The following is a 25584-nucleotide window of genomic DNA, read 5'->3' on the forward strand; positions in this document are numbered from 1 at the left end:
CCCTCGTCACGCTCACCCTGCTCATCACCGCACCCGCGGTGCTCGCGGTCGCCGCGCTGCGCCCCCGCTGAACCTTCGTGGAGAAACCGATGTCGGAATGGCTTGTTCTCGCTCTCGCCATGGTCGCCGTGTGCGCTGTCGTGCTCGTCGTCCAGGTGCTGCAGCAGCGAAGAATCGGGGAGGACGACGACCCGTCGGAGACCCCGGACGTCATCGAGTACATGACGATGATGATCGGCGTGGTCTACGCGATCGTCCTCGGTCTGGCCATCGCGGGCGTCTGGGAGGCCCGCAGCGCGGCCCAGGACCACGTGCGCAACGAGGCACAGGCCCTGCACGAGGTCCACGAACGGGTCCGGGTCTACCCGGCGGACGTCCGGGACACGATCCGGGCGGATGTCGACACGTATGTCAGCCATGTCGTGACCACCGAGTGGCACGCGATGCGCAGCAAGGGCGAGCTCACCGACGAGGGCACCCGGCTGCTCGACAAGGTGCGCCACGACGTCACCGACTTCAAGCCGCGCAACGACTTCCAGGCGCAGGCCTACCAGCCGCTCCTGGACCAGGTGACCGCCGCCGACGACGCCCGCAACGCCCGCGCCGACTCCACCGGCGCCACCATGCCGGGCGTCGTCTGGTTCGGCCTGATCGTGGGCGGTCTGGTCACCATCGGCATGATCTTCGCGCTGCAGATCAGACGGACTCCGCGCGAGCTGATCCTCGCCGGGCTGTTCTCCGCGCTCATCGCCTTCCTGCTCTTCCTGATCTGGGACTTCGACGCGCCCTACAGCCGGGGCGTCGCGGCCACCGCCGAACCGTTCCTGATGCTGTTTCCGGGAGCGACCTGACCCGGGATGGAGCACCCTGAGGGCATGACCCCATGGCAGGCCCCGATCGTCGTCCAGCCGCCCGCTCCCGAGGGCGGGCGGCACGTGACCGTGCGCGGGCGGGCCGTCGGGCTCGCCCACAGCGATCAGGACCTGACGGAGCTGCTGCGCCGCGCCGGGCTCGGCGCGGCGGACCTGACGCTGGACGATCCGCACCTCGTCGAGTGGCGCGGCGCCGGTCCGCACATCTGGCACGGCGCGGGGTCCGCCGGGCCGCCGACGCGCCACGACGTCCCCTGACCGGCCCAAGCATGTGCCCCGTTCGCCCGACACCGATCGCGGCCGTCCGGGGGTGTACCTAGCGTTTCGGGCATCGAGGTGCTTGTCCCCAGCGAGCGGAACCGGTCCGCAGCTGCTCCTCGTGGACCCGGAGGAATACCCATGCACGCGATACGCGCCGCTTCCGCGACCGTCCTCGGTCTCACCGCACTCACCCTCGCCGCGCCCTCCGCCATGGCGAACGACTCCGACCCGTTCCAGGTCAGCGTCTCGCCCACGACGATCGCCGCGGGCGGCCAGGTGACCCTCTACGCGAGCGGCTGCTCCCGCGAGACGAAGGTGTCCGCGGGCATCTTCGACAGCGTCACGATCGGCAGCGGCTCGGGCCAGAAGACGGCCACCGTCGACTGGGACGCCAAACAGGGCGCCATGTACTCCGTGACGTTCTCCTGCTCGGGCGGCTCGACCCGCACCATCGATCTCACGATCGCGGGCGGCAGACCGGTCGAGCCGACACCCCCACCCGTCCATCGCGGCGTCAAGGCCGGCATCGGCGGCAGCCTCGGCGGCTTCGACCTCCAGGAGATCGGTCTGGGCGCGGCCCTGATCACGGGCGCGCTCGGCACCGCGTACTACTTCTCCCGGCGCCGCACCGGCGACGACGCCGGCTGACGCGGGCGCGAACGGGCCGGTGCCCCGGAGACCGACAGGTCTTCGGGGCACCGGCCCTTTCACGTGCGCCGCGGACCCCGCGAAGGGGAGGTCGGGGCCCGCCGCCTGTGCGCTCCCGCGGTTACGCCCGGCCCTCCGAGCGGCGCCGCATCCAGAACACGCCGCCACCGATCAGCGCAGAGGCGACGAGCGCCCCGCCGATCGCCATGTCGGTGGAGGTGGCGCCGGTCTCGCTGGAGCCGCCGAGACCACCGCGGACGCCGCCGTGGATGACGGTGAACGCGGCCGGCCTGGTCAGCATCGCGCCCTGGCAGTTCACGGTGATGTCGTGCGCGCCGGGAGCGGCGTCGCTGTGCACCGTGGCGTCCGCGCCGGCCTGCTCGCCCCCCTTGTTCACGAGGTTCACCGTGCCGAAGGCGTCGGACGTGGCGGTGCTGTTCGTCTGGCACTTGGTCCCCGTGACCGAGATGGTCAGCTGGCCTCCTCGCGGGATGACGCTGGGCGAGGCGGAGAGACCTGACGGGTCCGTCCAGGCGGACGCGGCGGGGGCGGCGACACCGAGGGCGGCGACCGCGACGGCGGACACGGCCAGGGCACGGGTGGTACGCATGGAAATCCTCCGCGGAAGGCGTCCCCGGGGAACGGTCCCCGGGAATTTCGGCGAGAACGCCTCCCAGACGAACCCTCAGATGCCGTGCGCACAGCCGCATTTCGGGAATCGGCCGTCCTGGTGAGCCGACACACCGAAGGAATTCCGTACAAGCCGATATTGCCGCAGGTCACGGACCGTCAGAAATTTCCTGTGACCGGCAACTCGGATGGCTCACCGGACCGCTCGGCGGGTGCTGCGGGCGCCACCCGTTCGCCCTCGCCCCGTCGCTGTGCGACCGAGGTCGACTTAGCGTTTCCGTACGCGCAACGGACGGGTCTCGCCGCCACGTCCAGAGGGGATGAGCGAATGTCCAACGCAGGGCTCGAAGAGGAGGAGCAGCCGAGAAAGCGTGCGCCGTGGGGCGTGATGGCGCTGGTGCTGCTCACCGGTCTCGCGCTGATCAGAAACGGTTCGGGGGAATTCGACATCGGTCCCCCACAGCCCGCGTCGGCCGCCGCCGCGGACAGCCGTGCGCCCCAGTGGGCGAAGTCGACGGTGCCGCAGCCGCTGCCGTTCTCGCTGGTGGAGCGGGTGCGGATCCCGGCGATCCGGGTGGACGCCCCGGTGACGCAGGTCGGCCTCGACGCGGAGGGCTGGGTCGACGCGCCGCCGCCGACCGATCCCAACCTGGCGGGCTGGTTCACGGGCGCGGTGTCGCCCGGCGAGAAGGGCACGGCCGTGGTCGTCGGCCACGTCGACAACATGCAGGGGCCCGCGGTGTTCTACGGCCTGGGCTCCCTCAAGAAGGGAAATCACGTCGAGATCCGGCGCAAGGACGGGCGGACGGCCGTCTTCGAGATCTATGGCGTGGAAGTCTTCGAGAAATCGAATTTCCCGGGGAAGAAGGTGTACAGCTCCACCGGGCAGCCGGAGTTGCGGGTCATCACCTGCGGCGGCGGTTTCTCGAAGCAGAACGGCTACGACGGAAATGTGGTGGCCTTCGCCCGCCTGGCGTCCGTGCGCTGAGCGCACGGCCCGGGCGGGCGCGGGCCGCTGCCGCGGGCCGGGTCAGATGCCGCGTCGGCGCGGGACGGTGATCCGGTAGCCGTCGTCGAGCAATTGCGGCAGATAGTCGCGCAGGGCGGCGACGCTCTGCGAGCGGTTGCCTCCGGCGTCGTGGTTGAGGACGACGACGCCGGGGGCCGCACCGCCGAGCACCCGGGAGACGATGGTGTCGGTGCCTGGGGTCTTCCAGTCGAGGGTGTCGACGGTCCAGGCGAGGGGTTCCATGCCGAGTTCGGCGCCGAGCCGGAACGCGGCGCGGTTCCACGCTCCGTAGGGGGCGCGGAACCAGGCGGGGGGTTCGCCGACCGCGTCCTCGACGACCTCACAGGTCCGCTCGATCTCGGGGCGCATGCCGTGCCGGGTCATCCTGGTCAGCAGCGGATGGGTCCAGGTGTGGTTGCCGATGAGGTGCCCGTCGTCGGCCATCTCACGCAGCAGGTCCTTGTTGTCCACGGCCATCTCGCCGCACACGAAGAACATCGCACGCACGTCGTGCTTGCGCAGCGTGCGCAGGATGTCGGGGGTGTAGCGGGGGTCGGGGCCGTCGTCGAAGGTGAGCACCATGGCACGCTCGGAGCGGTCGAAGTCCATGCTGAGGATGGGTCGGTGACGGACCTTCAGCTTGCCGGGGGCGGCGCGCTGCGGCCCGTAACCGGCGATCGGCCGCAGCCGGTACGCGGAGGGCCCCAGCACCCTGGCGGCAGGGGGCCCCGCGGCGGCGGGCGCGGCGCTCGGGCTCGCGCCCACCGGGGCGTTCGCACGGTCGGTGGCGGCGCAGCCGGTGAGGGCGGCCAGGCCGACGGCGGTGAAGCCGCGCAGCAACGCCCGTCGCCCGGACGCGTTCTGATCCTGTTTCATGCTTCATGCGTCACACGGCGCCGGTACGGCCGCGCACACGACCACCGGATGGGACGCGCGAATGCACCCGTTCAGCGGCTCCGCGACCGCGGGCAACCGGAGAATTAGGTTCCGCCCCGGCACTCCCCTCACCTGGGGCTTCCGCTAGCCTCTGCGCGTGACCGATCAGCAGCCACACCAGTTCGAGCGCGGGACCGACGGGCCCAAGGTGATCGTGGTCGGGGTCGACGGCTCCGAGTCCTCGTTCCGTGCCGCGGCCTACGCCGGCGGCCTGGCCCGTCGCCAGCGCGCCCTGCTCGCCGTCGTCTACGTGCAGCCCGTGATGGCGGCGGGCGCCGCGATGGGCGTACCCGTCGCCGAGACGACCGACGAGATCGCGGAGGGGCTCATCGCGGAGATCCGGGAGGCCACGGAGCGGGTCAAGGACATATACGACGTGCGGTGGGAGTTCCACACCTTCCGCGGCGACCCGTTCAACGGTCTGGTCACCGCGGCCGACGAGCTCAAGGCGGACGCCGTGGTCGTCGGGGCGTCGGAGCAGGCCGGGCACCGCATCGTCGGATCGGTCGCGGTGCGTCTGGTGAAGGCGGGGCGCTGGCCCGTCACGGTGGTGCCGTAGCCCTCGCGCGGACGGACGGGGCGTGCCGTCTTCCGTCCCCGGCGCAACGGGAGCATCATGATCGGCCGTCAGCCGTCGCGTCCGCGAAGAGGTGAGCTCATGGCCAGTCCCCCCAAACTGCCGATGGGACGGGGCGTACTGCGTCGCAAACCCATCGAACAGATCGAGGCCACCGAAGGCGGGGCGGACGGCGAGCGGCCGCAGCTCGCCCGCTCGCTGGGGCTGGGCCAGCTCACCGCGATCGGTGTCGGCGGCATCATCGGCGCGGGCATCTTCACCCTCGCGGGCACCGTCGCCAACGGCACCGCGGGACCCGCCGTCCTGATCTCGTTCCTGATCGCGGGCGTGGCGAGCGCGGCGGCGGCCCTCTCCTACGCGGAGTTCGCCGGGCTCATCCCGAAGGCCGGCTCGGCGTACACGTACGGCTATGCCGTGCTCGGCGAGCTCGTCGGCTGGTTCATCGGCTGGGACCTGCTCCTGGAGTACACGGCGATCGTCGCGGTCGTCGCGATCGGGATCTCCGGCTACTTCAGCTTCCTGCTCGGCGAGATGGGCGTGGACCTGCCGAACTGGATGCTGGGCGCGCCCGGCACCGGTGACGGCCACAAGGTCGACCTCTTCGCCGCGGCGCTGTGTCTGCTGATCGCGTACCTGCTGACGCTCGGCATCAAGAACGCGGCCCGCTTCGAGACGATCGTCGTCGTCCTCAAGGTGCTCGTGGTGCTGCTGGTGATCGGTGTGGGCTTCTTCCACATCGACACGGGCAACTACACGCCGTTCTTCCCGTTCGGCGTCTCCGGCGCGTTCACGGGTGCGGCGACCGTGTTTTTCGCGGTCTTCGGCTACGACGCCATGTCGACGGCGGCCGAGGAGTCCAAGGACGCGCAGCGCCACATGCCGAAGGCGATCCTGTACTCCCTCGCGATCTCGATGGTGCTGTACGTCCTGGCGTGTCTGGTGCTGACCGGCATGCAGAACTACAAGGACATCGACCCGGAGAGCGGGTTCTCCACCGCGTTCAAGTCGGTGGGGCTGAGCGGGCTCGCGGACGTGATCGCGGTGGGCGCGATCATCGGCATCCTGACTGTCATGTTCACGTTCATGCTGGGTGTGACGCGGGTGTGGTTCTCGATGTCGCGCGACGGGCTGCTGCCGAAGTGGTTCGCGAAGACGCACCCCACGCGGCACGTGCCGACGCGGGTGACGTGGATCGTCGGGTTCGCGTCGGCCGCCATCGCCGGGTTCCTGCCGATCGGCGAGGCGGCCGAACTGACCAACATCGGGATCCTGCTGGCGTTCGTCGTGGTGTGCGTCGCGGTGATCGTGCTGCGCTACCGGCAGCCCGAGCTGCCGCGCACCTTCCGTACGCCGGCCATGCCGTTCGTGCCCGCGGTGGGGGTCGTCTTCTCCATCTGGCTGATCACGTTCCTGCAGTGGCAGACGTGGGTGCGGTTCGCCGTGTGGTTCGTGATCGGGCTCGGCATCTACTTCGGGTACTCGTACAAGAGGTCGGAGCTGGCCCGCACCACGGACTAGTACAGCCGCTCCGGCCAGGGGGCGGCCGCGGCCGTCCCCTACCCGATGAGGGTCTCCTTCGGGCGGACCACGCAGAACTCGTTCCCCTCCGGGTCGGCGAGCACGGTCCACGACTCGGTTCCGCTCTGTCCGACGTCCGCCCGGCGGGCGCCGAGCGCGAGGATCCGCTCGATCTCGGCCTCCCGGTCCGCCGCGCCGGACGTCAGATCGAGGTGCAGCCGGTTCTTCACGGCCTTCCGGTCCGTCACGGGCATGAAGCAGATGCCCACCGGCGCGGTCTCGTCCGGCCCGATCACGACCTCCCGCTCCCGCTCGGACAGGATCCGCCAGCGCAGGGCTGCCGCCCAGAAGCGGGCCAGGGCGGGGAGGTCGTGGGCGTCGATCACGATGTGGTGCAGGGTGAGTGGCATGCGGCTCAGTGTGCTCCTGGCCGGCCGGACCGGTGCCGGGTCACTCGCCGCTCGCGTCCAGGGACTTCTGGTACTGCTGCTTCATCTGGTCCAGCCCCTTGGGACCCCACTCCTTCCAGAACGGCTTCCACTCGCTGATCTTCTTGCGGCCCGCGACGATGTCGTTGACGAGGTCGTTGGCCTCGGTCGACAGCCGGCCGTAGTGCTCGGTGTACGCGTCGGAGTAGTGGCCGACCGTGGCGTTCGCGACGGCCGTCCTGAGGAGCTTCTGCTCGACGCCGTACACGTCCTTCACGTCCTGGGCCCCGTGCGTGCCGGGGAAGGCGGAGGGAGCGAGGACGAACGGCGCGGTGGTGGCCGTGCCCAGGCCGCTCCACAGGCCCTCGACCTCCTGCTTGCCCTTCTTGGTGCGCTGCGGGAAGCCGTCCTTGTCGTAGGTGAAGTCGGCGCCCTCGACGCCGAACTCCAGGAACTCGCGCTCCTTCGTCCCGAACGGCGCGGCCAGGTAGTTGAGGATCTCCAGCATCATCCGGACGCGCTTCTCGCTGCCCTTCTTGATGGCGGTGTAGCCGATGGTGCCGAAGGCGTGCATATGGGCGTTGGCCCGGTGGCCGTCCGCGTCGAAGGGGATGAGGATCTCCGCGGCCAGTTTCGGGTCGTTGGTGCGGGTGTCCTTGCGGGCGCCCGCCGGGTTCGCGTAGACGCATGCACCGATGCGGCCCTGGGCGAGCTTGAGGTACGCGTCGGCCATCTTCGGGTCGCCGGGGTAGAAGACGCCCGCCTTCTTGAGCTTGACGACGAAGTTCAGGGCTTCGAGGTACGCGTCGGACTCCATCCAGAAGGTGACCGAACCGTCCTTCCCGCGGCCCCACTTGTTGGGCGCGCCGTAGCACTGGCTGAGCACGCTGACGGCGTTCCCGTAGATCGGTTCGAGGGCCCAGACGTTCTTCCCGGTGACCTCTTTGCACTTGTCCATGAACTCGTCCGTGCTGGACGCCGAGAAGCCGTCGGCCTTCGCCCAGACGTCGGGGTTGCCGCCGTAGACCTGGCCGAGTGCGGGGTAGGGGCTGGGGGCGCCCCAGATCTTGCCGTTGACGACGGCGGTCTTCCAGTGGGCGGGGGTCATGTTGGCGAGGTTCGGATAGTCCTTGACCGCGTCCCCGGCGACGTACTCCGTGATGTCGGCCATCTTGGCCTCCAGGAGCTGCGCGATGTGCTGCAGGCCCTGGTTCGGCGGGATCCACATCAGGTCGGGCAGGTCGCCGCCCGCGACGATCGCGGGGAACTTCTCCTCGTATCCGGGGTCCGTGCCGAGGATCGCGGAGAGGTCCACGCCGAGCTTGGAACTCACCTGCTTCCAGAACGAGTTGGACCCCTTGGGCAGCGGCGGCTGCACCCAGATCTCGGTGAGCACGGACACCTTGGAGCCGTCTCCCGGCACCTTGGCGACGCTCTGCACCAGTTCCTTCGGGTAGGAGAGGAAGCCGGCGGAGAGGCCCTTGGCGTTGGGCGGCAGGTCGGGGGTGACCTTGGCGAAGGGCACGTACGACGGCAGCTTCACCTTGGCGGACGCCGCCTCGCCCTTGCCGGCCGTGGACGAGCCGCAGGCGGTGAGGAGCGAGGAGCCCGCGCCCGCGGCAACAGCCGTGCTCAGGCCGAGGAAGTGACGTCGGGACAGACCGGTGCTGCGCATGGGTCAACTCCAGGAGTGGGTCGGGAGATGGGTGGGAGGGGCCGCGTCAGCCCTTGATGGCGCCGGTCAGCACGCCCTTGCTGAAGTACTTCTGGAGGAACGGGAAGAGCAGCAGGATCGGCAGCAGCGCCAGCATCACCACGGCCATGGAGATGGACTGGGCGGGCGCCATGTGGGTCACGCCGAGCTGGTCGCCGGTGATGGCCTTGCCCTGGACGACGTAGCTGCGCAGCACGACCTGGATGGGCCACTTGCCGGAGTCGTCGAGGTAGAGCATCGCGTTGAAGAAGGCGTTCCAGTACGTGACCGCGTAGAAGAGGCCGACGACGGCGATGACGCCCTTGGAGAGCGGGATGACGATGCGGGTGAGGATGCGCCAGTCGCCCGCGCCGTCGATGCGGGCGGCCTGGTACAGCTCCTCGGGGATGTTCATGAAGAACGCCCGCATGACGACCAGGTTGAACGCGTTGACCAGGCCCGGGAGGATCAGCGACCAGTAGGAGTCCCGGAGTCCGAGCTCCTTGACCAGCACGTACATGGGGATCATGCCGGGCGCGAAGAGCAGGGTGAACAGGACCATCAGGAGGATCGGCTTGCTCCCGGGCACGCCGCGCTTGGACAGGGCGTAGGCCAGGCCGATCGTCGTCAGGAGGGACAGGGTCGTGCCGACGACGGTGATGCCGATGCTCACCAGGACGGCACGGGTGACCAGGCCGCCGGAGAGGATCGTCGTGTACGCCTCGAAGGTGGGGTCCGTCGGGAAGAGGACGAAGCCGCCCGCCGCCGTGATCTGTTCGCGGGAGGCGAGACTCGTGGACAGCACGGTGAGGAACGGGAGGATCATCACCGCGCAGACGACGGTGAGGACGACGGCCTTCGCGGACTTGCCGAGGCGGGTCGGCTCCTCCTCCCACGCGGGGCGGGCGTCCTCGGGCCCGGGCTTCAACAGGGGCAGGGAGAAGGTCACTTGGAGTACACCCCTTGCTCGCCGAAGGCGTGGGCGATCTTGTTCGCGCCCCAGATCATCAGCGCGCCGACGATTCCCTTGACGAGGCCGGCGGCCGCGCCGACGCCCCAGTCGCCGTAGACCACGCCGTGGTAGTAGACGTACGTGTCGAGCACCTCGGCCGCCCGTGCGCCCACCGCGTCGCGCTGGAGCAGGAACTGCTCGAAGCCGACGGAGAGGACGTCGCCGAGGCGCAGCACGAGCAGCATGATCGTGACGCCGCGCACGGCGGGCAGCGTGACGTGCCACATGCGGCGCCACCGGCCGGCGCCGTCGACGGCCGCGGACTCGTAGAGGCTCTGGTCGACGTTGGCGAGCGCGGCGAGATAGATGATCATGCCCCAGCCGACGTCCTTCCAGATCACCTGCGAGGTGATGAGGAGCGGGAAGGTCGACGGGTCGGTCATCACGTCGAGCGCCGAAAGCCCGTGGTCCCGCAGGAAGTTGGAGATGAGGCCGGCGCCGCCGAGGACCTGCTGGAAGAGCGCGACCACCAGGACCCAGGAGATGAAGTGCGGCAGATAGACGACGCTCTGCACGAACTTCTTCACGCGGCTGGAGACCAGGCTGTTGAGCAGCAGCGCGAGCGCGAGCGGCGCCGGGAAGAAGAAGATCAGCTGCAGCGCGGCGAAGGAGAGGGTGTTGCGGACCGACTCCCAGAACGCCGGGTCGACGAAGAGTTCCTGGAAGTTGGCGAGGCCGACGAGGGCGCTGTCCTTGAAGCCGATGAACGGCTGGTAGTCCTCGAACGCGACGATGTTGCCGAGCATCGGGACGTAGAAGAACACGACGAAGAACAGCAGGCCCGGGGCCATCAGGGCGAGCATCACCCAGTTGTTGCGGAGGCGCCGCCGCAGGGGCGGGCCGCTCCTTGCCCTGCGGCCGGCCGTGGGCCGCGCCGTGATCACGGGTGGCGAGGCGGCGCGCGGGCGCCGCCGAGTTGCTGGGGATGACACGCGTACTCCCACCGACGGGACGGGATCGCCAATTTAGAAGGCAACTTGCTGAATTGGTGAGCCATATCCTGGGAGCGGCTCAGGCCGCCGTCAACCGCCTCCAAGGTCACGGGAGTTGGACTTTCCTTCGGTGGTTCTTGGACTTTCCTTCGCCGCGCCTACGCGGTGTGCTCGATGTGGTCCAGTGCGAGGCGGGCTGCCCCGATTGCGGTGGATTCCTCACCGAGCGTGGAGGTTCGTACCTCCGGCGGGCAGGGGCAGAGGACGGCGAGGCGCTCGGCGAACGGCTCGCTGAGCAGGGCTCCGGCGCGCGAGATGCCGCCGCCGAGGACGACGGCCCGCGGGTCGAGGACGGCGACGTGCCGGGCGAGGCTCTCGGCGAGGGCGTGGGCGAAGGCGCGCAGGGTGTACGCGGCTCCTCCGTCGCCGGCCGCCGCGGCGGTGACGACCGCACGGGCGGCGTTCTCCCTGGTGGGCCGCGCCTCTCCGCCGTGCCCGGCGAACCAGTCGAGCAGCCGCTGGTAGGGGACGGTCCAGCCGTCGCCCGCGACCATCTCGCCGGCCGCCCCGTGGTGGCCCCGGTGGAGTTCGCCGCGCAGCCACAGGCCGATGCCGAGCCGGTTGCCGACGTACAGGTACAGGAAGTCGTCGGTGGCGGCGGCGACCCCCGCGGTGCCCTCGGCGAGGGTGGCGAGCTGGATGTCGTTGCCGACGATCACGGATCCCGGTGCCACGTCGGCGAGTTCGGCGGTGAGGTCGACGCCGCTCCAACCGGGCAGCGAGTCGCTGACGGTGACGACGCGCCCCTCGGTGTCGACCATGCCGCTGGTGCCGACGCCGGTGGCGAGCGGACGCAGCCGCTCCCCCTCCGGGCCGGCGTCGGGTCCGGCGAGGCAGCCCCGGATCGCGGCGCGGACGGCGTCGAGCCGCTCGGGCGCCGACAGTTCGGGCGTGACGGGCACACGGTACGCGGCGACGGTCCTGCCCAGCAGGTCGGTGGCGAGCGCCAGGACCTTGTGGGCGCCGACGTCGACCCCGATGACGTGCCCCGCCTCGGCGCGGAACCGGAACCGGCGGGCCGGCCTGCCGACACCGCCGCCGCCCGGCTCCAGTTCCACCAGGCGCCCCTCACGCAGGAGTTGGGCGGTGAGGTCCTGGGCGGTGGGTCTGGACACACCGATGAGCGCGGCCAGTTCGGGCACGGTGATCTCCTCGCGGGCGCGCAGAACGCGCAGCGCGGCGGCCGCGTTGAGGCGGCGCAGCAGGGACGGGTCCCCGCTCTTGGCCTGCCGGTCCGGCCGGCTCTCGGGCCGGTTCGTGTGGTTGCTGGGCTTGTTGGGCTTCATGGGTGCGGCTCCCCCCGATCCAAGGCGTCCCCCTTGACAGCATGATCGGTGATTCCCCAGGGTGACCCGGAGTGATTGAGCAACTTACCTAATAAACGCGCCCCTGGGGGACCTCGTATGGGTGAGCACATCGCGGGACACGGTCATCCGGAACTGGAATGCGGGGTCGGCGACTGGGACTCCGAGGTCTACGGCAACCACCGGATCCTCGTCCGGGTGCCGGGCACGGGCCCGGAGCCGCGGCCGGTCGTCGCGGCGGAGCTGCCGTGGCGGCGCCAGGATCCGGAACCGGAGGGCGTCGACGTCGTCGTGCTCGCCCCGTCCGGCCGGCGGATCCGCGACACGGTGGCGGTGGAGGTGACCGCCGCGCGCGGCCGGATCGCCTTCGCGCCGGTCGAGGGCCCGGGCACGTACGCGGTGCACTACCTGCCGTACGCGCACACGGGCAAGCCCTACTACCCGCAGGCGGCCTACCGCCGGCCGACGGGCACCGCCGATCCCCAGTGGGTCCACGACCACGGTCTCGACCGGCCGGGGACGGCGGACGTGTGGGCCGCGCTGCCGCGCGCGGAGGCGTTCCGCTACGAGGCGGCGAGCGCGGTCGACTCGTTCGCGCCGCTGGGCTTCGCGGCGACGCGCGAGGAGCGCGAGAGCGCCGAACTCGCCTTCCCCGACGCCGGGTTCCTGCTGTTCGGGGAGGACAGGGCGCACCCGCTGGGCCGCTACCGGCAGCTCCCGGCGCGCTGGGCGCGCGGCGTTCCGTTCGCGGCGTTCGACGCGACGGCGGACCGGGGCGAGTGCTACGCGTTCCAGGTCGGCGTGGCCGCCCGGCAGGCCCTCGCGGACGTCCGGGTGGAGGTGCGGGGCCTGCCGTTCCCGGTGCGGTGCGTCAGCCGGGGCGGCACCGACGCGCGGGGCCGGCCGGTCGAGCGCCGGATCGACGTGGCGGCGGGCGGGGTGTGCGCCCTGTGGTTCCTCGCGGACGTGCCCTCCGATGCGGAGCCCGGCCGCTACGAGGGCGAGGTGGTGGTGCGCGCGGACGGGGTGCCCGGGCGGTCGCTGCCGGTCCGGTTCACGGTCACCGGGCGGTTGCTGCCCGACCACGGCGTCGGGGAGCCGCACCGGCTCGCCCGCCTCGGCTGGCTGGACTCGGCGACGGGCCACGACGACGAACTCGTCCCGCCGTTCACCCCGGTGACCCGGGAGGCGACGGCGGACGGCGGGCAGCGGCTCGGCATCCTGGGGCGAGTCGTGCAGATCGGTCCCGACGGCCTCCCGCACCGCCTGGTGTCGACGTTCACGCCCGCGGTGACCGCGGCCGACGGCGCCCCGCACGAGGTGCTCGCGGCGCCCGTCCGCCTCGGCATCGGCCGCCCCCTCAAGTCCGAGCCGCTCACCGCCGGACAGCCGGGACCGGCCCGGGCGACGTGGTCCACCCGCGCCGTCGGGGACGGCGTACTCCTTCGCACCGACGGCGAGTTGGAGGCCGACGGCTTCCTCGTGGTCCGCGCCACGGTCGAGGCGACCGCCGACCTCGACCTGCCCGACGTCACCCTCGACGTGCCGGTCCGCGAGGAGATCGCGCGCTACACGATGGGCCTCGGACTCACCGGCCGCGCCTGCCCGCGGACGTACGACTGGACGTGGGACACCCCCACCCACAACCAGGACGCCCTCTGGCTCGGCACCACGCACGCCGGGCTCCAGCTCTCGCTGCGCGACGAGCACTACGACCGCCCGCTGAACACCAACTACTACCGCGAGAAGCCGCTCGTGACGCCGCGCTCGTGGGCGGGCGACGACGGACGGGGCGGCATCCGGCTGCGGACGGCCGACGGGGTCCGCACGGTCACCGCGTCCAGCGGGCCGCTGCGGCTGCGGGCGGGCGAGCGCCGGTGCTTCGAACTGCGGTTGCTGCTCACGCCGTTCAAGCCGATCGACCCGGCCAGGCAGCTGGCCGAACGGTACTTCCACGCGTACGCGGCGCCCGAGGAGGTCGCCGACTACGGTGCGAACGTCGTCAACCTCCACCACGCCACTCCCCCGAACCCGTACATCAACGACCCGCTGCTCGCCGCCGACGTGCTGCTCGCCTACACCGAGCGGGCCCACGCCCTCGGCGTGCGCGTGAAGGTGTACGACACCGTCCGCGAACTCACGCGCCACACACCGGAGTTGCCGGTCCTCGCGTCCTTCGGCGACGAGGTCCTCGCGGCGGGCCCCGGCGGCGGGCACGCCTGGCTCCAGGAGCACCTGGGCGACGCCCACGTGCCCGGCTGGGTGGCGCCGAACGTCCGGGACGTCGCCGCCGTCACCACCGGCGAGTCCCGCTGGCACAACTTCTACGTGGCGGGCATCCGGCGGCTGCGTGAGCACGTCGGCGTCGACGGGCTCTACCTCGACGACGTGGCGTACGACCGCACGACGATGAAGCGGGTCCGCAAGGCGCTCACGGCGACCGGCGACGCCCCGCCGGTCGTGGACCTGCACTCCTGCAACCAGTACCGGGCGCCCGACGGCTTCGCCTCCAGCGCCAACCTGTACGCGGAACTCCTCCCGTACGTGGACCGGCTCTGGCTCGGCGAGCTCTTCGACTACGAGGGGACCGACCCCGCGTACTGGCTGGTGGAGCTGTCCGGGATCCCGTTCGGCCTGATGGGCGAGATGCTGGAGGGCGGCGGGAACCCGTGGCGGGGCCTGGTGTTCGGGATGACCGCGCGGGCGCCGATGACCGACGTGCGGCCGCTGTGGCGGGCCTTCGACCGGCTGGGCCTGCCGGATGCCGCCATGACCGGCTGGTGGGCATACGACGGCCGCGTGGGCACCGGGCACCGGGAGGTGCTCGCGACGACGTGGCGGGGCGCGGACGGGGCGGTGACCGTGGCGGTGGCGTCCTGGTCCGGGGCGCCCGTCGACTGCCGCATCACGGTGGACGGATCGGACGTCGAGGCGTACGCGCCCGCGATCGACGGGTTCCAGGACGAGCGGACGTACCCGGCGAGCGGCCCCGTGCCGGTCGCGCCGGGACGGGGCCTGCTGCTGCGGCTGCGGGCGGCTACTGCGCCATGACGAGGCCGTCCTGGGCGGCGCCCCGGCTGAGCACGACCCGGCGGATCCGGTCCCGGACCCCTTCGAGGTCGGCGCCCCGGTCGATGGCGCGGCCCAGGTTCACGACGCGGTCCGAGCCGAGGTCGAAGAAGGCGGGCACGAACTCCGCCTTCGTCACCCGCCAGCGCTGTCCGGCGCGGGCGGGCGGGGCGAAGGTGAAGCGGCCGATCGTGCCCATGTTGCCGCGCGCGTCCTGGGCGCCGTCGTAGTTGAACATCTCGCCGGCGATCTGGTCGCCCATGCCGTAGATGATCCAGGTCCCGTTGACCTTCTCGTACGCCTGCGGGACGTGCGCGTGGGTGCCGAGGATCAGATCGATGTCGGGGCGGCCGTCCGTCCGTGACGCGGTGAGCTGCCTGCCGAGGCCCAGTTGCCGCTCGTCAGGCTCGTCCTGCCACTCGGTGCCCCAGTGCAGGGAGACCACGACGACGTCGGCGCCGGCGCGGCGGGCGGCCCTGGCGTCCGCGACGATCCGCCGGCGCTCCATCAGGTTCACCGCCCAGGGGCGGCCCTCGGGCAGCGGATAGCCGTTCGTGTCGTAGGTGTAGGCGAGCTGGGCGACCTTGGCGCCGCCCGCCCGCAGCCAGGCGGGACTGTGGCCCTCGGCGGCGGTGCGGCCGGAGCCCGCGTGCTTCACCCCGGCCCGGTCGAGGGCGCCGAGGGTGCGGGCGATGCCGTCGGCGCCGTCGTCGAGGGTGTGGTTCGAGGCGGTGGAGCAGGAGTCGTAGCCGGTGGCCCGCAGGCCCGCGGCGACCTGCGGCGGCGACGTGAACGCCGGGTAGCCGCTGTAGTCGCCGTGCGCGCCGTACACCGTCTCCATGTGGCAGATCGCCAGGTCGGCCCCGGCGACGACCGACTTGGCGCCCGCGAGCATGGGGCGGAAGTCGTAGCCGTCGCCGCCCGCGTCCGCGTTCGCCCGGTCGATGATCGAGGTGTGCGGCAGCACGTCGCCGGACGCGGCGAGCGTGAACCCGCGGGCCGCGGCGGGGGCCGGGCGGCCCGTCGCACCGGTCGCCGCGGGGGAAGCGGCGGTGCGGGCCCGGCCCCCGTCGGGCGCCGCGCAGGCGGCCGCCCCGGCCGCGATCAGGGCGGCCGCGAGGACCGCCGCTCCGTGCCGCGTACGGCGTGTGCGACGCGTACTCCGTGTCATCGACCTGACTCCATGGTGGTTTCGGGGTGATTTTCGCCCTACGCATCCATGTACGAGCACAAAGGGGAGTCAAGGCCCCATACCGGTTTCATCCCCGGATCGGTGTCACCCCGCTGCGCCACTCGGCCCGTTCACCGCACCGCTCGTCGACGGCATCGACCGCCTGCCGCAGACCGGCGCACGGCATCTGGGCGGGTGCACGGGCGTGCGTTGCCATACGCCCATGACGACGGCGCTCACGACACGTACGACACCCGAGGACGACCTCGCCGAGGTCCAGCGGGAGCACGGTGCTCCCCTCTTCTCGTTCCTGCTGCGCCTGTGCGACGGGGACCGGCAACGCGCGGAGGATCTGGTCCAGGAGACGTACGTCCGCGCCTGGCAGCATCCGGAGGCGCTCGACTCCGCGTACGAGTCGGTGCGGCCCTGGCTGTTCACGGTCGGCCGGCGGCTCGCCATCGACGCCCGGCGGGCCCGCCTCGCCCGGCCCGCCGAGGTGGGCGACGCAGTCCTGGAGAGCGCGCGGGTGTGCGCCGATCATGCCGAGCGGTCCGCGGCGGCGCTCGACGTGCGGGAGGCCGTGGCGACGCTCACTCCGGAGCACCGGGCCGTGCTCCTGGAGGTCTACTTCAAGGGCGCCAGTGTGGCGGAGGCCGCACGAGCGCTCGGGATTCCCCCCGGTACCGTGAAGTCCCGCGCGTACTACGCGTTGCGGGCGTTGCGGCGGGTACTTCCGGGTTATGCGCCTGACCTGCGGTGAAACCGTGGGCCAAGTCAAGCATCGGTAAAGCGCCTTGCTCAGCGTGCCGTTTCCTCGGTTGAGTAATCCGCTGTCCTCCCCGGCGAGTTGGACGGGTGGGGCCCGGGGGCCGGCGGAATGCACGGACCGGAGGAAGGCAGGAAGGAATGTTGCACGGGAGCCAGGACGGCGCGGCGGGCGCCGAAGGCGATGGCAGTGAACTCGTCGTCCCCATGGCGTGGTTGTACGCCGAGTACATCGCGGACGAGCTGCTGCGGACCGGAGATCTGATGCCGCCCTCGTCCTTCGAGTTCCGGGCGGGACGTGACGCGCTCGCCCTGACGATCTTCCTGTCGGACGCGGGTGACGAGCTGTCCGGGATCCGGGTGGTGTCGCAGCTGGACACGTGGTCGTCGCTGACGGCCTACGACCAGCCGTGGCAGTCGTGGGTGCGGGAGCGGCTCGCGGAGCGGGAGGCCGGGGCGCGCGACGCGGGACGCCGGTCGCCCGGACTGGAGCTGGCCGTCGCGGCGTGGAGATGGCTGGAGGAGACGGAGTTACTGGCGCCCGACCTCGACGCCGTGCCCGTGCCCGACGAGGAGGACGGCCCACACGTGTGGACGCCCGCCTGGCAACTCGGGCTTCCGCTGGGGCACTTGGCGATCCATCTGTTCTGAACCACGGAGCGGCCGGGCGGCGGTCAGGGCGCGTACACGCCCGCCCGGTACTTGGGGATGCGGACCGTGATCTTCATCCCCGCGCCGACCTCCGTCTCGATGACGAGGCCGTACGTGTCGCCGAAGACCTGGCGCAGGCGTTCGTCGACGTTCGACAGTCCGATGCCCGTCGAGCCGTCGGCCTCGCCGCGCAGGATCGCCCGGAGCGCGTCGGGGTCCATGCCCACGCCGTCGTCCTCGATGACGACCTCCGCCTCGGCGCCCGCGTCGGTGGCGCGGATGGAGATGCGGCTGCGGGTGACGGCACCTTCCAGACCGTGCTTCACCGCGTTCTCCACGAGAGGCTGCAGGCACAGGAACGGGAGCGTGACCGGCAGGACCTCGGGGGCGATCTGCAGGGTGACCGCGAGGCGGTCGCCGAACCGGGCGCGGACCAGCGCCAAGTACTGGTCGATGGAGTGGAGTTCGTCGGCGAGCGTGGTGAACTCGCCGTGCCGGCGGAACGAGTAGCGGGTGAAGTCGGCGAATTCCAGGAGGAGTTCGCGGGCGCGCTCCGGGTCGGTGCGGACGAAGGACGCGATCGCCGCCAGGGAGTTGAAGATGAAGTGCGGTGAGATCTGCGCCCGCAGCGCCTTGATCTCCGCTTCGATCAGACGGGTGCGGGAGCGGTCGAGCTCGGCGAGTTCGAGCTGGACCGAGACCCAGCGGGCCACCTCGTCGGCGGCGCGGGCCAGGACCGCGGACTCGCGCGGCGCGTAGGCGACGACGGCGCCCAGGACGCGACCGTCGGCGACCACGGGGGCCGCCACCGCCCAGCGCAGCGGGCAGTCGACCGCGTCGCAGCCGCAGTCGAACGCGACGCTGCGGCCCGCGGCCAGGACCGGGGTGACCTCCTCCATCACGTACTTGGCGTGCGCCTGCTCGGCCGTGCCGTCCCAGGCGAGGACGGCCGAGCGGTTGGTGAGGGCGAGGGCGTCCGTGCCGAGGAGCGTGCGCAGGCGGCGGGCGGACTTGCGGGCGGTGTCCTCCGTGAGGCCCGCGCGCAGGGCCGGGGCGGCGAGCGAGGCGGTGTGCAGGGTTTCGAAGGTGGCGCGCTCGACCGGGGTGCCGACGTCGCTCCGGCCGTCGGGGTGGGCCGTGCGTCTGCCCAGCAGGAAGCCGGCGCCCAGGAGGAGGGGGCAGAGGGCGAGGAGGGTCGCCGTGACGGTGCCGGTCACTTGTGCTCCCTTCTCGCCGTGGGGCCTTGTGCTTCGTCGTGGGTGCGGGTCGTGTACGGCTGGTCGCGCAGTTCCCCGCGCCCCTGGAGGCCGGGCGGTCTCAGGGAGCCCGACCAGAGCGTCTCCGGGAGGTGCAGGCGGGTCATCGTCGCCGTCGTGTGGGTGGGGATCGCGTCGGGCGTGGCCAGGGAGACCAGGATCATCGCCAGGAAGCCGACCGGGACCGACCACACCGCGGGCCACGCCAGGAGGGTGTGCAGCCAGCCGGAGGTGGCCGCGCCGGAGACCGTCAGGGTGACCGCCAGGAGCGCCGACCCGCCGCCCAGGAACAGACCGGCCAGCGCACCGGGCGGGGTGAGCCGGCGCCACCAGATGCCGAGGACCAGGAGCGGGCAGAAGGACGAGGCCGAGACCGCGAACGCCATGCCCACCGCGTCCGCCACCGGCACCCCGTCCACCAGCAGCGCGCCGCCCAGCGGAACCGCCATCGCCAGGAGCACGCCCAGCCTGAAGTGGCGGACGCCGCGGGCCGGGAGGACGTCCTGGCTGACCACCCCGGCCACCGCCATCGTCAGCCCCGAGGCGGTGGACAGGAACGCGGCGAACGCGCCGCCCGCCACCAGCGCCCCCAGGAGGTCGCCCGCGACACCGTCCACCATCCGGCCCGGCAGCAGCAGCACCGTGGCGTCCGCGTCCTGGGCTGCGGTGAGTTCGGGGGCGTAGATGCGGCCGAGCCAGCCGTACAGGGGCGGCAGCAGGTAGAACACGCCGACGAGGGCGAGGACGACGACGGTGGTGCGGCGAGCGGCCCGGCCGTTGGGGCTGGTGTAGAAGCGGACCACGACGTGCGGCAGGCCCATGGTGCCCAGGAACGTGGCGACGATCAGGCCGTACGTCGCGTAAAGGGGGTGGTCGGCGCGGCTGGTGGCCAGCGGCTGGCCCGCGCCGACGCCCGCCGACGGCAGGTCCGTCGAGGGGAACGTGGGCGGGGAGCCGCCGTCCCCGTGCCAGGCCAGGACCAGGAAGAACGCGGGGACGAGCAGGGCCGTCAGCTTCAGCCAGTACTGGAAGGCCTGGACGAAGGTGATCGAGCGCATGCCGCCGGCGGCCACGGCGAGGATGACCACCGCGGCCACCAGCGCCCCGCCGAACCAGCGGGGCGCTCCGGTGAGGATCTGCAGCGTCAGGCCCGCGCCCTGGAGCTGGGGCACCAGGTAGAGCCAGCCCGCGCCCACCACGAACATGCTGACGACCCGGCGGACCTCGCGGGATTCGAGCCGGCCCTCCGCGAAGTCGGGCAGGGTGTACGCGCCCGAGCGGCGCAGCGGCGCGGCGACGAAGACCAGCAGGACGAGGTAGCCCGCCGTGTAGCCGACCGGGTACCAGAGCATGTCGGGGCCGTGCACCAGGAGCAGTCCGGCCACACCGAGGAACGACGCCGCCGAGAGGTACTCGCCGCTGATCGCCGCCGCGTTGAGGCGGGGTCCGACCGTGCGCGACGCCACGTAGAAGTCCGACGTGGTGCGGGAGATGCGCAGGCCGAAGCCGCCGATCAGGACGGTGGCGAGGACCACGACGGCCACCGCCGGTATCGCGTAGGCCTCGTTCACTGCGGCCCGTGCTCCGGGGTGCGGCCGCGGACGAGGTCGGCGAAGTCGCGTTCGTTGCGCTCCGCCCGGCGCACGTACCACCAGGCGATGAGCACGAGGAACGGATAGCAGCCGAAGCCGAGGACGAGCCATTCGACGGGCCCGTTGCGCAGGGCGCCGAAGAACAGCGGGAGGACGGCGACCGGTACGGCGAGGACCACGAACGCGGCGATCCCGGCGCGCAACTGGCTGCGCATGAGGGAGCGCACGTAGGCCGCGCCGAGCGTCGTCTGCTCGTCGATCTCGCCCTGGGTGCGCAGGCCGGGAAGACCGGCCGCCCCGTGCACGGTGCGCGGCTCGCCGGTCACGACCTGTCGGCGCAGTTCGCTCACGGGCGGAGTGTAGGCACCAGCCGTCCGGAGAAGGAAGGGCTGGTCAGCCACTGGCCCGGCGCATCAGCAGTTCCCGGACGCGGCTGGCGTGACGGCGGCTGACGGCGATCTCGGCGGAGCCGACGCGGACGGTCATGCCGCCGCCGTCGAGCCGCAGTTCGTCGATGCGGTGCAGGGCCACGAGGTGGCTGCGGTGGACGCGGACGAAGCCGAGGGGCTGCCAGCGCTCCTCGAGGGTGGTGAGCGGGATGCGGACGAGATGGCTGGTGCCGTCGGTGGTGTGCAGCCGCGCGTAGTCGCCCTGCGCCTCGGCGTACGTGATGTCGCCGACCGCCACCAGGCGGGTCACGCCGCCGAGCTCGACGGGTATCCGGTCGGCGACGGTGGGCGGCGGCGGGGCGACGGCGGCGCGTTCGGCGACCCGGCGGACGGCTTCGGCGAGGCGTTCGCGGCGGACCGGTTTGAGGAGGTAGTCGACGGCCTTGAGGTCGAAGGCCTGGACGGCGAAGTCCTCGTGCGCCGTCACGAAGACGACGAGCGGGGGGCGGGCGAAGCCGGCCAGCAGCCGGGCCACGTCGAGTCCGGTGAGGCCCGCCATCTGGATGTCGAGGAAGAGCACGTCGATGGCGCCCTCGCCGCCGGGCCCGTCCTCCAGGGCGAGGCCGATCCGGCGCAGCGCCTCGGTGGCGTCCGTCGCGCCGTCCGCGCTGCGGACGCGGGGGTCGGAGCGCAGGAGGTAGAGGAGTTCGGCGAGGGCGGGTTCCTCGTCGTCGACGGCCAGTACGCGCAGCATGCGGCGGAGTGTAATCGGACGGTCGCTTGAGTGAATCGGCTGCCTCGTGCGTACCGGTGGGCGAGAGCAGGAGGAACGCATGAGGTCCCTGGAACGGCATCGCGACGCCGGCGCGTACGCGCTGGGGGTCCTCGACGCGGCGGACCGGTTCCGCTTCGAGGACCATCTGACGGAGTGCGCGGTGTGTGCGGCGTACGTGGGTGAACTGCGGCCCACCACCGGGCTGTTGACGTTGTACGCGCGGGCGACTCCACCGTGCGTCGAGCTGTTCGCGCGACCAGCGCCGACCCTGCTCGACCGCGCGGTGGACCGGCTTGCCGTCGTGCACCGGGCGGCGCGCAGGCGGCTGTGGGGCGGGGCCGTGGCGCTGGCGCTGCTGCTGGCGGCGGCCGGTTCCGGCGCCGTGGTCCTGTCGGGCGGCGGGGCGGGTGACGCGCCCGCTTTCACGCTGCGCGGGCGGGACGCGCGCAGCGGGGTGGCGGCGACGCTGACGGCGGACGACCGGGACTGGGGCACCCAGGTGGGACTCGACGTACGGGATCCGGGCGGGCCCCGGGTGTGCGAGCTGGTCGCCGTGGGGCGGGACGGCGGTGAGCAGACCGTCGCCACGTGGGCGGTGCGGGGCGACCGGGTCGCGCTGGACGGCGGGGTCGCGGACCGGCCCGGCGGGATCGCGCGGTTCGAGGTGCGGGCGGTCGACGGGGAGCGGTTGCTGACGCTGCCGGTGCGCTGACCCGCCGGCCTGGGAGCGGGCGCCGCGCGCCCGCTACTTCAGCAGACGCGACATCCGCCGGTCGGCGAGGGGTTTGCCGCCCGTCTGGCAGGTGGGGCAGTACTGCAGCGAGCTGTCGCTGAAGCTGACCTCGCGGATCGTGTCGCCGCACACGGGGCACGGTTCGCCGGTCCTGCCGTGCACGCGCAGGCCGCTCTTCTTCTCGGCCTTGAGCCGGCCGGCGGCGACGCCGCGCGAGCGCTCGACGGCGTCCGTGAGCGTGGTGCGCAGTGCCGCGTAGAGGGTGTGCACGTCGTCGGGCGTCAGGCTCGCCGCGAGTCTGAACGGGGACATGCGGGCGGCGTGCAGGATCTCGTCGCTGTACGCGTTCCCGATCCCGGCGATCAGCGACTGGTCGCGCAACGCGCCCTTGATCTGGCGCCGTTCGCCGTCGATGAGCTGGGCGAACGATGCCTCGTCGAAGTCGGCGGCGAGCGGGTCGGGGCCGAGGCGGGCGATGCCCGGTACGTCGGCGGGGTCCTGCACGACGTACACGGCGAGCTTCTTCGTGGTCCCGGCCTCGGTGAGGTCGAAGCCCTCGCCCGTCTCCAGGGCGACGCGCAGCGCCAGGGGGCCCTTGCCCGGTTTGGGCGGGCCGTCGGGGAGGCGGTCCTTCCAGTGCAGCCAGCCCGCGCGGGCCAGGTGCGTGACGAGGTGCGGGCCGCCGGTGTCTCCGGGGTCACCGGTGGCCAGGTCGAGGAACTTGCCGTGCCGGGCGACGGCGGTGACCGTACGGCCTTCGAGGGCGGTGAGCGGCGGGTCGTACGTCTTCAGGACGCTGATCGCGACGGGCAGGACGCGGACGATCTCCCGCCCCACCAGGTGCTCGGTGAGGAAGTCCCTGAGCGCGGCGACCTCGGGCAGTTCGGGCATGCGGTCCAGTCTCTCACTCGCGTCACTCCCGTGCGGGCACGACGAACTCGCACCACACGCACTTTCCGCCGCCCCGTGCCTCCACGCCCCACACGTCGGCGAGCCGGTCGACGAGGAGCAGGCCGCGCCCGGAGACCCCGGACTCGCCGGCCTCGCGGCGGCGCGGCAGGGCGCTGGAGGAGTCCTCCACGTCGACCCTGAGTCTTCGGTCGGGGCCGGTGAGGACGCGCAGGGTCACGACGGCCGGGCCGTCGGTGTGCATGAGGGCGTTGACGATGAGTTCGTCGGCGACGAGTTCGACCTCGTCGGCGCGTTCGCGGGCGCCCCAGGCGCGCACGGCCGCGCGGATCATGTGCCGTGCGGCGCTGAGCGCCTCGGGGTCGCCGGGCGGCACGTGCTCGGTGAGCCGGCCGCCGCTCTGCGGGGCGCCGGCGCCGCGGCGGCGCAGCAGCAGGAGCGCCACGTCGTCCTCGCCGCCGCGCAGGTCCACGGAGCCGCAGAGCCGGTCGGCGAGCTGGTCGATGTCGGCGGGGCCCGAGCCGATGAGCGTGGTGAGGGCCTGGAGTCCGTCGTCGAGGTCGGTACCGGGCTGCTCGACGAGGCCGTCGGTGCACAGCAGCAGCGTTTCGCCCGGGTCGAGTTCGACGGCGGTGACCGGGTACTCCAGGCGCCGGAACTCGGCGGACAGGCCCAGCGGGAGGCCGCCGTCGACGGGCACCTTGCGGCAGGTGCCGTCGGTGCGGCGCAGGAGTGGGTCGAGGTGTCCGGCGCGGACCAGCTGGACGACGCCGGTCGACAGGTCGGCCTCGGCGTACAGGCAGGTCGCGAAGCGTTCGGTGTCGAGTTCGTGGAGGAAGACCGAGGCGCGGGCCATGACGGTCGCGGGCGTGTGGCCCTCGGCGGCGTACGCGCGCAGCACGATGCGGAGCTGGCCCATGACGGCGGCGGCGTGGGTGTCGTGGCCCTGGACGTCGCCGATGACGGCGCCGACCCGGCCGCCGGGCAGCGGGATCACGTCGTACCAGTCGCCGCCGATGTCCCGGCCGAGGGAATGGCCAGAAGCAGCGCGGTAGCGGACGGCGATGTCGGCGCCCGGCACGTTCGGGATGGTGCGCGGCAGCATGGCCTGCTGCAGCCCCTGGGCCAGGTCCTTCTCCTGCTCGTAGAACATGGCGCGCTGCAGGCTCTGCGCGATGCTGCTGCCGAGGGCGACGAGGACGTTGCGCTCGGACTCCCGGAAGCCCTTGCGGTCGTGGTAGAGCAGGCCGACGGCGCCGATGGGGCGGGCCTGGGCGATGAGCGGCAGGTAGGCGGCCGAGTGGATGCCGAGGTGGGTGATGTGCGGCCACAGCTCCGGGTAGGACCGCGCGAAGTCCTCGGGGGACTCGATGAACCGCGGCTTGAGGGTGCGCACCACCTCGCTCATCGGGAACGGGTCGTCGACACGGGTGACGTGGGTGCCCGGTACGAAGCTGCCGGAGGGGCCCTCGGCGACGAGGTGGATGCGGCCGGCCCGGACGAGGCCCATCACGAAGCTGGTCGCGCCGAGGTGCTCGACGCCGTGGGTCTCGCGCAGCACGTCGATGACGTCCCGGACGGTGCGGGCGTGCGCGAGGGCGGCGGTGGTGTTCTGCACGACGCTGGTCTCGCGGCGGCGGACGGCCTCGCGGGCGGTGCGCTCGTGCTGGACGGTGGCGTCGTTGAGCTCGTCGGTGGCGTCGCGGACGATGCCGACGATGCGGCGCGGCCGGCCGTGCTCGTCGCGCCGGATGTAGCCGCGGGTGTGGGTCCAGCGCATCCGGCCCTCGCGGGTGCGGATGCGGAAGTAGGCGCCGTAGTTCTCCTCGCCGTTCTTCAGGGCCTGGGATACGAGGGCGTCGAGTCTGCCGCCCTCCGCGGGCGGGACGCGCAGAGCGAGGGTCTCGGGGCGGTCGTCGTACTCCTCGGGCGTGATGTCGAAGACCTCGTAGGCCTGCGCGTCCATGTGCATCAGACCGGTGGAGAGGTCCCACTCGAAGCTGCCCATGCGCAGGCCGCGCCCGTAGGCCTCCAGGAATCCGCGCGAGGGATCGTCCGGGCGCTCCCCTCCTGGGGGGTCCCCGGGCTCCTCGGCGCCCCCGCTACCCGCGTCCATAGGGCCACGCTAGGCGCAGGTCCAGGGGGCCGCACGCGGACGTCAATCGCCCTCCGTCGTCGCCGTGTCGTCGGTGGCGTCGGGGATCAGGCCGCCGCTGTCGGGCTGGTCGGGGCTGTCCGGGACGAGATCGGGGCCGGTGTCCGGGCCCGATCCGGTGTCGGTGCCTTCGGGGGACGTGTCCTGCGGGACGTCCGTGGTGTCGTCGGGCGGCGTCATCGGGTCGCTGTCGGGCGCGGTCGGCGTGTCCGGCGTGCTGATGGCCGGGTCCGGTGCGG

Annotated in this window: 24 protein-coding genes and 1 pseudogene; 10 read left to right on the plus strand and 15 right to left on the minus strand. The window is 72.2% G+C overall.

The features are described from left to right. Positions 1 to 89 precede the first annotated feature (89 nt). From M4J07_RS33780 to M4J07_RS33790, 3 genes are all read left to right on the plus strand, one after another. Positions 90 to 851, plus strand: a complete 762-nt coding sequence (locus M4J07_RS33780) for a bestrophin-like domain (protein ID WP_255978194.1) — start codon at positions 90 to 92, stop codon at positions 849 to 851. Between the two features lie 24 nt (positions 852 to 875). Continuing rightward, the gene (locus M4J07_RS33785; protein WP_255978196.1) at positions 876 to 1130 is read left to right on the plus strand and encodes a hypothetical protein; all 255 of its coding nucleotides are present in this window, start codon (positions 876 to 878) and stop codon (positions 1128 to 1130) included. Between the two features lie 141 nt (positions 1131 to 1271). Further along, positions 1272 to 1781 (plus strand): hypothetical protein, encoded by a 510-nt coding sequence (locus tag M4J07_RS33790; RefSeq protein ID WP_255978198.1) that lies wholly within the window; start codon positions 1272 to 1274, stop codon positions 1779 to 1781. Positions 1782 to 1902: 121 nt separating this feature from the next. Here the strand turns inward: M4J07_RS33790 and M4J07_RS33795 are convergent, their stop codons facing one another. Then, the gene (locus tag M4J07_RS33795) at positions 1903 to 2391 is read right to left on the minus strand and encodes a hypothetical protein (protein WP_255978200.1); all 489 of its coding nucleotides are present in this window, start codon (positions 2389 to 2391) and stop codon (positions 1903 to 1905) included. Between the two features lie 348 nt (positions 2392 to 2739). On the opposite strand from M4J07_RS33795, the gene M4J07_RS33800 reads away from it, so the two are divergent. After that, on the plus strand, positions 2740 to 3399 hold the full coding sequence (locus tag M4J07_RS33800) for a class F sortase (protein WP_255978236.1): 660 nt from the start codon (positions 2740 to 2742) through the stop codon (positions 3397 to 3399). A gap of 42 nt (positions 3400 to 3441) precedes the next feature. Here the strand turns inward: M4J07_RS33800 and M4J07_RS33805 are convergent, their stop codons facing one another. Continuing rightward, positions 3442 to 4296 (minus strand): polysaccharide deacetylase family protein, encoded by an 855-nt coding sequence (locus M4J07_RS33805; protein WP_255978202.1) that lies wholly within the window; start codon positions 4294 to 4296, stop codon positions 3442 to 3444. 157 nt (positions 4297 to 4453) lie between these two features. Between M4J07_RS33805 and M4J07_RS33810 the strand changes: the two genes are divergently transcribed. Further along, positions 4454 to 4915 carry a universal stress protein gene (locus M4J07_RS33810; RefSeq protein WP_255978204.1) on the plus strand — a complete coding sequence of 154 codons (462 nt, stop codon included), beginning with the start codon at positions 4454 to 4456 and terminating at the stop codon, positions 4913 to 4915. Between the two features lie 99 nt (positions 4916 to 5014). Further along, entirely contained in the window at positions 5015 to 6451 is a 1437-nt protein-coding gene (locus tag M4J07_RS33815) for an amino acid permease (RefSeq protein WP_255978206.1), read from the plus strand. Positions 6452 to 6489: 38 nt separating this feature from the next. Here M4J07_RS33815 and M4J07_RS33820 read toward each other — a convergent pair whose 3' ends face one another. The 5 genes from M4J07_RS33820 to M4J07_RS33840 form a co-directional block, all read right to left on the minus strand. Further along, positions 6490 to 6861 (minus strand): VOC family protein, encoded by a 372-nt coding sequence (locus M4J07_RS33820; protein WP_255978208.1) that lies wholly within the window; start codon positions 6859 to 6861, stop codon positions 6490 to 6492. Positions 6862 to 6901: 40 nt separating this feature from the next. After that, positions 6902 to 8554, minus strand: coding sequence for a hypothetical protein (locus M4J07_RS33825; protein WP_255978210.1), 1653 nt, complete (start codon positions 8552 to 8554; stop codon positions 6902 to 6904). 46 nt (positions 8555 to 8600) lie between these two features. After that, positions 8601 to 9521: a carbohydrate ABC transporter permease gene (locus M4J07_RS33830; protein WP_255978212.1), complete on the minus strand. Its 921-nt coding sequence runs from the start codon at positions 9519 to 9521 to the stop codon at positions 8601 to 8603. Then, a complete protein-coding gene (locus tag M4J07_RS33835) occupies positions 9518 to 10387 on the minus strand; it encodes an ABC transporter permease (RefSeq protein ID WP_374215132.1) in 870 nt (289 codons plus the stop codon). Before M4J07_RS33835 ends, M4J07_RS33830 begins: the two co-directional genes overlap by 4 nt. Before the next feature lie 287 nt (positions 10388 to 10674). Beyond that, on the minus strand, positions 10675 to 11862 hold the full coding sequence (locus tag M4J07_RS33840; protein ID WP_255978214.1) for an ROK family protein: 1188 nt from the start codon (positions 11860 to 11862) through the stop codon (positions 10675 to 10677). Between the two features lie 117 nt (positions 11863 to 11979). Here M4J07_RS33840 and M4J07_RS33845 point away from each other — a divergent pair, with 117 nt between their 5' ends. Further along, positions 11980 to 14931: a glycoside hydrolase domain-containing protein gene (locus tag M4J07_RS33845; RefSeq protein ID WP_255978216.1), complete on the plus strand. Its 2952-nt coding sequence runs from the start codon at positions 11980 to 11982 to the stop codon at positions 14929 to 14931. On the opposite strand, the gene M4J07_RS33850 is transcribed toward M4J07_RS33845, so the two are convergent. Then, positions 14918 to 16120, minus strand: coding sequence for a CapA family protein (locus M4J07_RS33850; RefSeq protein ID WP_255978218.1), 1203 nt, complete (start codon positions 16118 to 16120; stop codon positions 14918 to 14920). The two genes, M4J07_RS33845 and M4J07_RS33850, sit on opposite strands and share 14 nt — an antisense overlap. 223 nt (positions 16121 to 16343) lie before the next feature. Here M4J07_RS33850 and M4J07_RS33855 point away from each other — a divergent pair, with 223 nt between their 5' ends. Continuing rightward, positions 16344 to 16880, plus strand: a complete 537-nt coding sequence (locus M4J07_RS33855) for a sigma-70 family RNA polymerase sigma factor (RefSeq protein WP_255978220.1) — start codon at positions 16344 to 16346, stop codon at positions 16878 to 16880. Positions 16881 to 17026: 146 nt separating this feature from the next. Continuing rightward, positions 17027 to 17536, plus strand: coding sequence for a hypothetical protein (locus M4J07_RS33860; RefSeq protein ID WP_255978222.1), 510 nt, complete (start codon positions 17027 to 17029; stop codon positions 17534 to 17536). Positions 17537 to 17559: 23 nt separating this feature from the next. Here the strand turns inward: M4J07_RS33860 and M4J07_RS33865 are convergent, their stop codons facing one another. The 4 genes from M4J07_RS33865 to M4J07_RS33880 form a co-directional block, all read right to left on the minus strand. After that, the gene (locus tag M4J07_RS33865) at positions 17560 to 18753 is read right to left on the minus strand and encodes a sensor histidine kinase (RefSeq protein WP_255978224.1); all 1194 of its coding nucleotides are present in this window, start codon (positions 18751 to 18753) and stop codon (positions 17560 to 17562) included. Beyond that, a complete protein-coding gene (locus M4J07_RS33870; RefSeq protein WP_255978226.1) occupies positions 18750 to 20363 on the minus strand; it encodes a sodium/solute symporter in 1614 nt (537 codons plus the stop codon). Before M4J07_RS33870 ends, M4J07_RS33865 begins: the two co-directional genes overlap by 4 nt. Next, the gene (locus M4J07_RS33875; RefSeq protein WP_255978240.1) at positions 20360 to 20710 is read right to left on the minus strand and encodes a hypothetical protein; all 351 of its coding nucleotides are present in this window, start codon (positions 20708 to 20710) and stop codon (positions 20360 to 20362) included. Before M4J07_RS33875 ends, M4J07_RS33870 begins: the two co-directional genes overlap by 4 nt. A 67-nt stretch (positions 20711 to 20777) precedes the next feature. After that, positions 20778 to 21527 carry a LytR/AlgR family response regulator transcription factor gene (locus M4J07_RS33880; RefSeq protein WP_255978228.1) on the minus strand — a complete coding sequence of 250 codons (750 nt, stop codon included), beginning with the start codon at positions 21525 to 21527 and terminating at the stop codon, positions 20778 to 20780. Positions 21528 to 21606: 79 nt separating this feature from the next. On the opposite strand from M4J07_RS33880, the gene M4J07_RS33885 reads away from it, so the two are divergent. After that, entirely contained in the window at positions 21607 to 22260 is a 654-nt protein-coding gene (locus M4J07_RS33885) for a zf-HC2 domain-containing protein (RefSeq protein WP_255978230.1), read from the plus strand. 33 nt (positions 22261 to 22293) lie between these two features. On the opposite strand, the gene M4J07_RS33890 is transcribed toward M4J07_RS33885, so the two are convergent. From M4J07_RS33890 to M4J07_RS33900, 3 genes and pseudogenes are all read right to left on the minus strand, one after another. Continuing rightward, entirely contained in the window at positions 22294 to 23172 is an 879-nt protein-coding gene (locus M4J07_RS33890; protein WP_255978232.1) for an Fpg/Nei family DNA glycosylase, read from the minus strand. 22 nt (positions 23173 to 23194) lie between these two features. Further along, on the minus strand, positions 23195 to 25306 hold the full coding sequence (locus M4J07_RS33895; protein WP_255978234.1) for a SpoIIE family protein phosphatase: 2112 nt from the start codon (positions 25304 to 25306) through the stop codon (positions 23195 to 23197). Between the two features lie 42 nt (positions 25307 to 25348). Continuing rightward, positions 25349 to 25584 (minus strand): annotated as a pseudogene (locus tag M4J07_RS33900) (DUF6777 domain-containing protein); the annotation flags it as partial.

The sequence above is a fragment of the Streptomyces longispororuber genome (assembly GCF_024448165.1).
GTDB classification, from domain to species: domain Bacteria; phylum Actinomycetota; class Actinomycetes; order Streptomycetales; family Streptomycetaceae; genus Streptomyces; species Streptomyces longispororuber_A.